Raw genomic sequence first — 8,153 nt, 5'->3', positions numbered from 1 at the left:
AGATTTTTAAGTCGATCCCTCGTTGTAAGAATAGGTTCTTTGTTTTTATTTCCTCTTCGCAGGTCAAACCATAAGTAAATCACCCATGCAATTGCAATTAATCCAACTATTTCTCCCATAAATATTAATCCCCTTCTTTTAAAAATACAATGTAAATATATATTTACAACAAATTACATTATATTCCTGCAAGAGGATATAAAACGTCCCTGGGATGGTACCGTAATGCAATCAAAGTTATCCACACTAATCCACACACTATTCACAGGTTTATCCACAGAAAAACACTGCCTTGCTTGTTTGGGTGAGGCAGTATTTTATTTATTTTTATCTCTCAGTATTTTTTGATATTGAACCAGCAAAACATCAAGCATTTGACTAGCACCAATTACCTCAGGATCAGTTAATGGTTTATTTTTTGATATGGCATTTAGTTTGGTGCGTAGCGTTTCAATTATTTCTGCTAATTCAGTTAATTCATCAGACATAACAATCCCTCCACGGCTACTAGATGATTATAGTTTGCCGCACGAGACAGAAGTTATAATGTGTAATTGTTGGGAAAAGTAAATAAAAAAATCCCAGCATTATAACTAGGAAAGTAATTATATGTTTTATTATTCGTCCGTTACCTTGGATGAATGTGCCAAGGTTTTAAAAAAATCCGGAGCAGCATCCGTCCATGGACTTGCGATAGCCAGTGGGTCGAGGTGAGGTGCTATCTATCATCCCAGCGATTCAATGAACGCCTTTACAATCTCTGGATCAAAAGCAGTTCCTGACATATTCTGAAGCTCCCGGACAGCTTCTTCTTTGGTTTTCTTCCAATGTTCTGTGCAGGGGTTGATAAATCGATCATAGTAATTGACTACGGAAATGATACGAGCTCCCAAAGGAATATTAACTCCCTTTAACCTTTTTGGATAACCTTTTCCATCCCAGCGTTCGTGATGATAGCGAATATAGGGAATGTGCTCCTGACATTGGGAGATGTTCTCCAGCATGGCACTGCCTGCATTACAATGATTCTTAAATACTGTCATCTCACGGGTAGAAAGATAAGGAACTTTTGCTAAGACTGCATTCGGAACGGTAAGATGGCCAATATCATGCAGCAAAGCAGCCAGGCGTATGCGCTCGATTTCCTCTCGGGGAAGGCGCATTTTGGCAGCAACGCTAACGGCGTAGTTTGCAACCTGCTGGCTGTGTAAATATAAATTTGCATTTTTGAACTGAATGAGCTGCATTAGACTGGCGATGACGCTGTCAAAGGTGTCATCGCCAGAATACATTTCAGGTCCTTGCATAAGCGTTAACATAACCACGGCAAACTGCCTTTCATTTTAAAAGTATTCAAATTATATTCTATGTTTGACTAAAAAACAACAAAATCCTGCTGAAAAATTTAAAAATCTATAAAATCCATGAAAGTAAATAAGATTTGATAGAATTAGTTTAAGAATATTGTTATAATGGAATCATAATTTTCTGATTAAATCGTTTTTGCAAATAGGAGGACTATAATGGGTATTAAGAATTGTCCAGAGTGTGGTAAATTGTATGTGGAAAACCCCAGTGGTCTGTGCCCAGAATGCTATGCTCAAGAAGAAGTCTATGAACACCAAATTGGTGAATATTTGCGTGAAAATGGCAAAGCATCTGTTGAAAAGATCCATGAGGAAACGGGTGTTAAAGAAAAAATTATATTGCGCATGATTAAAAGCGGGCGATTGCTGGTAGATGGTGTTAGTATGATCAGCTACCCATGTGATATGTGCGGAGTTCCGATTTACGAAGGACGCATTTGTGCAAAATGCGGCAGCAGCTTTACAAAACAAGTCAAAGAAGTTTGGCGGGATAAGGATAATTATGGAAGCCAGCGCGAAGGACTTCGGATGTATAGTAAAGATGATTTAAAAAAATAACAACAAAAAATAAAAAAACTTTATGGCAGGGATTAATGTCCCGGCCATTTTTGTCGATACTATTAGTGAAGGATTTTTTTGTGTAGATTGTGAGGTGGAAATAATATGATTATTTCAAACAAACAAATTCAAAGTGTAATGAAGGTATATAGTGAGCAAAATAATGCGGGGAAAAATACAAAAACCGAAAAAAGCCAACCAGCTAAAGGCAAAGATCAAGTAATTTTATCATCGGGAGTGCAGGAATTTGGTCAGGTCCTGCAGCGTGCCATTACGATATCGGATGTAAGACCAGAAAGGGTACAAGAACTGTCGAAAAAAATTCAAGAGGGTACGTATAAAGTGGACTCAAAGGACATTGCGGATAAAATGATTGGACGTATGCTTGTAGATGATCTGCTGTAAAGGAGAATATAGTGAAGGATAAATGGGAAAAATTTACTGCTGTTCTTGAGAAAATGCTTATCGTGTACCAGGCGATATTCGAACTAAGCCTTCAAAAACGCGAAGTACTGGTGCAACGTAATATATCTGAATTAGAAATGATTATGAAACAGGAAGAAAATTTATGCTTTGAAGTAGCGAGGCTTGACAAAATACGTAAAAGTATCATTCAGGAACTTGCTGCTATATATGGCATTACAGAAATGAAGAGCGCTTTATCACAATTGATCGAAGCGGCTGATCAAGATGAGATAGGAAATCTTAAAAATGTTGAACAAGAGTTTACCACTATTATTTTAAAAATTTCTGAAGTGAATAACGTAAATAAAGAACTTGTTGAACAAGGCTTGCTGATTGTAAACTATAGTCTTAATTTGTTAGCTCAAAGTTCTGTTGGTCCTACTTATCATCCTAATGAAAAAGCATCCTTTGCGCCTCCTAATAAGTCTTTATTTGATAGTAAAGCATAATGAAAAAGAAAGGCTGACAGTTATGATATTGCAAGAAAAATATGATTTGGTTGATGAGTTATTCGATATATTAGAACAATTAGTTGCGATTTATACCAGTTTGAAGGTATCGAATGGTGATAAACAGCGAGTATTGGCAGCAGGAGACCTTGCTGATGTGCAGATGATTGCCCAACAAGAAGAAGAACTAGTGGCACTCATTGCCGGACTGGAAAAGCATAGGATCGCTTTGCAAGGTATGATTGATCCTTCTCACACGTCGTTTAAACAGCTGATTTCTTTGTTAGAGGAACCAAGAAAGGGGCGGGGAGTTGCTTTAGCTCAAGAATTACGTCCTTTAGTAAAAGAAATGAGTATAATGCAAGAGGCAAATTCTATCGTGTTGCACAACTTTTTAAAATTAGAAAACCATAAGCGAAATGTTCTTTTTAAAGTGAGTACAGTACCGGAATATGGCGGTAACAATAGCTTTGGGAGTCATAATAGCATTTTTAATAAAACTGTTTAGATAGGAGAATGAAAATGGCATCTACTTTTGGCGGTTTAAATATAATGACTTTGGGAATGACAGCACAGCAGCTTTCCCAAAATACCACAGGACATAATGTAGCAAATGCTAGTACTACAGGGTATTCACGACAAACGGTGAATCTGATCACTACTACTCCGCAGCAAATTTACACAGCAAATGGAATGTCCATGGCTGGTACTGGGGTCACTACCGCATCCATTACCAGAGCGCGGGATTTTTTGGTGGATACTCAATATTGGCAGAAAAATTCGACGAAGAACTATTGGTCTACTCAATCGGATGTTCTATCAAAGGTTCAGGAAATCTTTAATGATACAGAAAATACTGGTATTCAAAATTCGATGGAGCTCTTTCAAACAGCATTAGGAAATCTGGCTACTTATCCTGGCGTAACCAGTACTCGTACGTCTGTCCGTGAAGCTGCCGGTGCGCTGGTACAAACACTGAAGACAAGTGGTGATAATCTTATATCTCAGGCTAATGATGTATCAAAACGTATTGACACCCAAATTTCCCAGGTGAATAGTTGTTCGAAGCAAATTGCTGCCTTGAATAAGCAGATTGTCAGCCAAGAAGCTACTGGTGCTACAGCGAATGACTTGCGTGATCAAAGAGATAAATTGGTGGATGAATTATCTGCTTTGACTCAGGTGAATGTATCGGAAGAAAAATCCGGAGCGTATACTGTCATCATTGCGGGAGGAATTTCCTTAGTACAAGGAGAGCATGCTACCGAACTAACTGTTGAACATGAGAAAAATAGTCCTTATGGTTATGATTCGACTAAAGTTACTGCCCTGAATGGTACTATAAATGTTAATTTTAAAGATGGTTCTATAGCGAGTTTGATAAATCTTAGAGATTCAACTATTAATGGATATCTAGCTGATCTGGATGTGATGGCGCAATCACTGATGCAGGATTTTAATACGTTACATAAACAAGGAAAAACATACGATTTGACGACACCTGCAGACAATTTCTTTGGTGTCACAGGCGTAGACTACACGGATCCTGCTGAAGACCCTACTAAACAAGCTTCCCCAACAAGCTGGCTTAGTCAGCTTAAGGTAAATGACGACTTCTACACCAAAGATGGATCTAATCTCATTGCTGCCTCTGGCGCTTCCGCGGTAGGAACTGCGAATGGAGATAATGCAACGATATTGAAGAATTGGCTGGTGAAAGATCCTTCGACAACAACAGGTGTATTAGGAAGTGGCAGTCTTTTTAGTTTTTATTCTTCTATCGTTAGCACAGTTGGTGTGCAGTCTCAGCAAGCTGAAAATGTGATGACTAATCAAACTGTAATTTTTGATGCTGTAGCGACTACTCGTGAATCGGTGTCGGGAGTCAGCATGGATGAAGAACTGTCTAATATGATTAAATTTCAGCAAGCCTATGGAGCATGTGCGAAGATGTTGGCAACCATGGATGCGATGCTGGATTCTCTGATTAATATCAGATAAGGAACTATGATAGATGAGGAGTGATAATTAATGCGCGTAACCAATAATATGTTGAGTAATCAGTTTTTGTCTGGATATCAGAAAAGCCTATCCCGCATGGCAGATATACAAGAGAAAATAACGGCATCCAAGAATATTATTAGACCTTCAGATAATCCGATAGGGGCGGTGCGGAATCTTCAATTTACAAGTGCCAGCAGTACAAATGCATTATTTACCCAAAATGCAAATGACGCGATTTCTTGGATGAAAACCAGTGATTCCAATCTGGCGACAATGATTTCGGCCATGGCAGAAATCAAGACTGCAGTGTCTAGTGCCATTTCTGCAAATCCAACAAGTTCCTACCAAGCTGTTGAACAACAAATTGATCAGAAAATAAAAGAACTAGTGCAGGCTGCCAATTCTCAAGTTGGGGATCGTTATGTTTTTGGCGGACAAAATGATACTACTGAACCTTTTACCATTCAATATGATGCAAATGGTAATATGACGGCTGTGACTTATAATGGTACGTCTAAGGAGTTGACAGATCCTACTTTACCATATGACGCTGCTACCAATCCTTATCTTGCTACGACTGCTAATAATGGTAACATAATGATGCAAGTCGTTCCGGGTGATATTAACGCATCGCGAGATAAGGTGAATCAGGATGGTCAAGAAGTTTTTGGAGATATGATGACCATAACAAAAACTGTAGATGGAGTAAGTACCACCTATAATAATGTCCCTACAATATTTAAAAATTTGCTGGAGATTAAACAGCATTTAAATGATATTCAAACGGGAGCAAATGGTGTGACAGCGGATACTTTATCTAATGATTTAGGAACGATTGAGGCAGATCGTGATTATATGATTTCTGCACAAACAACAGTAGGGGCAAGGCAATCCTCTTATCAAACGATAAAGGAGCGTCTGACAGCCGATTCATTGATTATTGCACAAGATGCTAAGGATAATGATGGTTTTGATGTCGCTAAAGCCAGTATTGAATCGCAATTGGCGCTGAATGCTTATAATACGTTATTATCAGTAGGTGCAAATGTAATGCCAAAGACCTTGGCTGATTATTTGTAATAGAAATGTACATGTAGTAGAAGTGATATTAAGGAGGGGACATCTTGAGGCCGGTAGAAATTCAAATTCATCAAGTATCGGGACAGTTGGGGCTTAATATTACTCAGCCAAATATAAATTTAAAAATCACTGCACCGGACATTCAAATGAAGACGACACCTGCGAATCTTGAATTAACGATTGAACCTCCTGAAATCTTTATTGATTCACGGGAAGCTTTTGATAGTATGGGTTTGCAGGGGACATACTCCTATGCAAATTCACTAGCTCAAGAGGCGAAGCAAGCTGCTGTCCAAGGAATTGAACGACGAGTCTCAATAATGCGTCAGATGGAGGATCCTCAGTCTGGCTCCGTTGGACAAGTTGTTGCCGCTGCTAGTCAACCTCCTGAAAAAGAGGTGGTAATTGGTCTTTCGCCGTCAGTAAGGCCCAGCATTTCTGCAAAATTAGGAACTGTCAAGGGGACGTATACTCCTGCACGCATTGATGCTACCGTACATGAAGGTAAGATTGTCAATAATTTTACTTGGGGCAGGGTCGATATCTATATGGAACGTGAACCATCAATTGATATTAAAACATAACCGGAGGGTAATTATGGAGAAAAAAATACACTTTCCCAAAGGATTAATCGGTCTAGAAAATTATCGTGATTTTACACTTACGGAATTGCCCGATCAGACTCAGTTTTGGTTATTGCAAAGTCTGGAAGATGAGCATTTTGGATTGGTAATTACCAATCCATTTTGGTTTGTGCCAGATTATGATTTTGAGCTGCTCGAGTCGGAGGCATTACAAATGGGAGAAGATTTAGATGTTTTTGTAACAGTAAATGTGGCTGCAACTCCTGAAAACATAACGGCAAATTTGATGGGACCCATTATAGTGAATCAAAATACTGGCATTGGATTTCAAGTATTAGTTGCCGACAGAAAATACACGACACAATATAAGTTGATGTCCACAGAAGGGGGTTAATGATATGCTAATATTAACCCGCAAAAAAAATGAAACGCTGCGTATTGGTGATGATATTTTAGTAACTATTGTGGACGTACAAGGAGATCAAGTACGTTTGGGGATAACGGCACCTAAAGATGTATCTATTTTACGGCAAGAATTGTATGAAGCTGTTAGAGCTTCTAATACCCAAGCTGCACAAACAGTACAAAATATTGATGTACTAACATTGTTGAAGAATGCTCCAAAAAAATAAAAAAAAGTGATATATGATGAAAAGAACTGAAAAAAAAGTGATATATGATGAAAAGAACTGAAAAATTAAGGAAAAAATAGAAAAATAGATAAAAATTATCGAATAATCATGAATTTAGATGAATTTTGTCCTTAATATACTTGGACAAGGTTACGATATATATTATGACAGTAAAAAATACTGAATGACGCAGCTGGCCAGCGGTCATATCTTGTAGGCAAGGATGCCACATTTAAAATTCAAGGAGGAAATAAAAATGAGTGTAGTAAATACTAATATCGCTTCTTTAAATTCTTGGAGAAACCTTCAGGCTAGCCAAAATAGCATGAACAGTTCTTTGGAAAAATTATCTTCTGGTAAAAAAATCAACAGAGCTGCTGACGATGCATCAGGATTGGCAATTAGTGAAAAAATGACTAGTCAGATCAATGGTTTAGATCAAGCAACTCAAAACTCACAAAATGCTATTTCTTTGATTCAAACTGCTGAAGGTGCATTAAACGAAACGACTGCTATTATTCAACGTATGCGTACATTGGCCGTACAAGCGCAAAATGATACCAATACGAATAATGACCGTGGTCAAACACAAAAAGAAATTAAGGCATTGATTTCTGAAGTGCAGCGCATTGCAACTACAACTCAGTTCAATACTAAAAACTTGTTGACTGGATCAGCGAGTGCTCTTGTGTTCCAAATTGGTGCGAATAAAGCACAGACTCTGACTGTTAAAATTGATTCCATGTCTGTTGGTGCTTCAGCTTTAAACATTAGTGCAACTAGTGTTTCGACTACTATAGCTACTTCAAAAGCAATTTCATTGCTTGATGTAGCATTGAGTACCGTTTCTAGCCAACGTGCTAATTTGGGTGCGATTCAGAATCGTTTGACTCACACTATCAACAACCTAGAAGTTGCATCGGAAAACTTAAGCTCTGCTCGTTCTAATTTGCAAGATACTGATATGGCGAAAGAAATGGCTAACTACAGCAAACAGCAAGTATTGATTCAATC

Annotated in this window: 12 protein-coding genes; 10 read left to right on the top strand and 2 right to left on the bottom strand. The window is 38.1% G+C overall.

The genetic code is table 11. The features are described from left to right. Positions 1–317 precede the first annotated feature (317 nt). Entirely contained in the window at positions 318–488 is a 171-nt protein-coding gene (locus BMZ99_RS25235; RefSeq protein WP_090944640.1) for an aspartyl-phosphate phosphatase Spo0E family protein, read from the bottom strand. 237 nt (positions 489–725) lie between these two features. Next, positions 726–1,319, bottom strand: a complete 594-nt coding sequence (locus BMZ99_RS25230; RefSeq protein WP_245755160.1) for an HD-GYP domain-containing protein — start codon at positions 1,317–1,319, stop codon at positions 726–728. A 204-nt stretch (positions 1,320–1,523) separates the two neighbouring features. On the opposite strand from BMZ99_RS25230, the gene BMZ99_RS25225 reads away from it, so the two are divergent. The 10 genes from BMZ99_RS25225 to BMZ99_RS25180 all read left to right on the top strand — a co-directional run. Continuing rightward, the gene (locus BMZ99_RS25225; protein WP_090944635.1) at positions 1,524–1,925 is read left to right on the top strand and encodes an Sjogren's syndrome/scleroderma autoantigen 1 family protein; all 402 of its coding nucleotides are present in this window, start codon (positions 1,524–1,526) and stop codon (positions 1,923–1,925) included. 105 nt (positions 1,926–2,030) lie between these two features. Beyond that, positions 2,031–2,330: a flagellar biosynthesis anti-sigma factor FlgM gene (gene flgM / locus BMZ99_RS25220; protein WP_090944632.1), complete on the top strand. Its 300-nt coding sequence runs from the start codon at positions 2,031–2,033 to the stop codon at positions 2,328–2,330. Positions 2,331–2,341: 11 nt separating this feature from the next. Next, positions 2,342–2,839 (top strand): flagellar protein FlgN, encoded by a 498-nt coding sequence (locus tag BMZ99_RS25215; RefSeq protein ID WP_090944629.1) that lies wholly within the window; start codon positions 2,342–2,344, stop codon positions 2,837–2,839. Further along, complete coding sequence (gene flgN, locus BMZ99_RS25210) at positions 2,823–3,347, top strand: flagellar export chaperone FlgN (protein WP_245755159.1); 525 nt, start codon at positions 2,823–2,825, stop codon at positions 3,345–3,347. Before BMZ99_RS25215 ends, flgN begins: the two co-directional genes overlap by 17 nt. 14 nt (positions 3,348–3,361) lie before the next feature. Next, a complete protein-coding gene (gene flgK, locus BMZ99_RS25205; protein WP_090944623.1) occupies positions 3,362–4,840 on the top strand; it encodes a flagellar hook-associated protein FlgK in 1,479 nt (492 codons plus the stop codon). 30 nt (positions 4,841–4,870) lie between these two features. Continuing rightward, a complete protein-coding gene (flgL, locus tag BMZ99_RS25200) occupies positions 4,871–5,923 on the top strand; it encodes a flagellar hook-associated protein FlgL (protein ID WP_090944620.1) in 1,053 nt (350 codons plus the stop codon). A gap of 44 nt (positions 5,924–5,967) precedes the next feature. Continuing rightward, positions 5,968–6,507, top strand: a complete 540-nt coding sequence (locus BMZ99_RS25195; RefSeq protein ID WP_090944617.1) for a DUF6470 family protein — start codon at positions 5,968–5,970, stop codon at positions 6,505–6,507. A 13-nt stretch (positions 6,508–6,520) separates the two neighbouring features. Beyond that, on the top strand, positions 6,521–6,901 hold the full coding sequence (fliW, locus tag BMZ99_RS25190; RefSeq protein WP_090944614.1) for a flagellar assembly protein FliW: 381 nt from the start codon (positions 6,521–6,523) through the stop codon (positions 6,899–6,901). Between the two features lie 4 nt (positions 6,902–6,905). After that, positions 6,906–7,139, top strand: a complete 234-nt coding sequence (gene csrA / locus BMZ99_RS25185; RefSeq protein ID WP_090944611.1) for a carbon storage regulator CsrA — start codon at positions 6,906–6,908, stop codon at positions 7,137–7,139. A gap of 256 nt (positions 7,140–7,395) precedes the next feature. After that, a partial coding sequence (locus tag BMZ99_RS25180; RefSeq protein ID WP_090944608.1) for a flagellin N-terminal helical domain-containing protein occupies positions 7,396–8,153 on the top strand: 758 nt, incomplete at its 3' end.

It is taken from the genome of Pelosinus propionicus DSM 13327, assembly GCF_900114615.1.
Lineage (GTDB): Bacteria > Bacillota > Negativicutes > DSM-13327 > DSM-13327 > Pelosinus > Pelosinus propionicus.
Note: the sequence above shows the minus strand (reverse complement) of the source record. Positions and strands in the feature narration are given on the sequence as shown.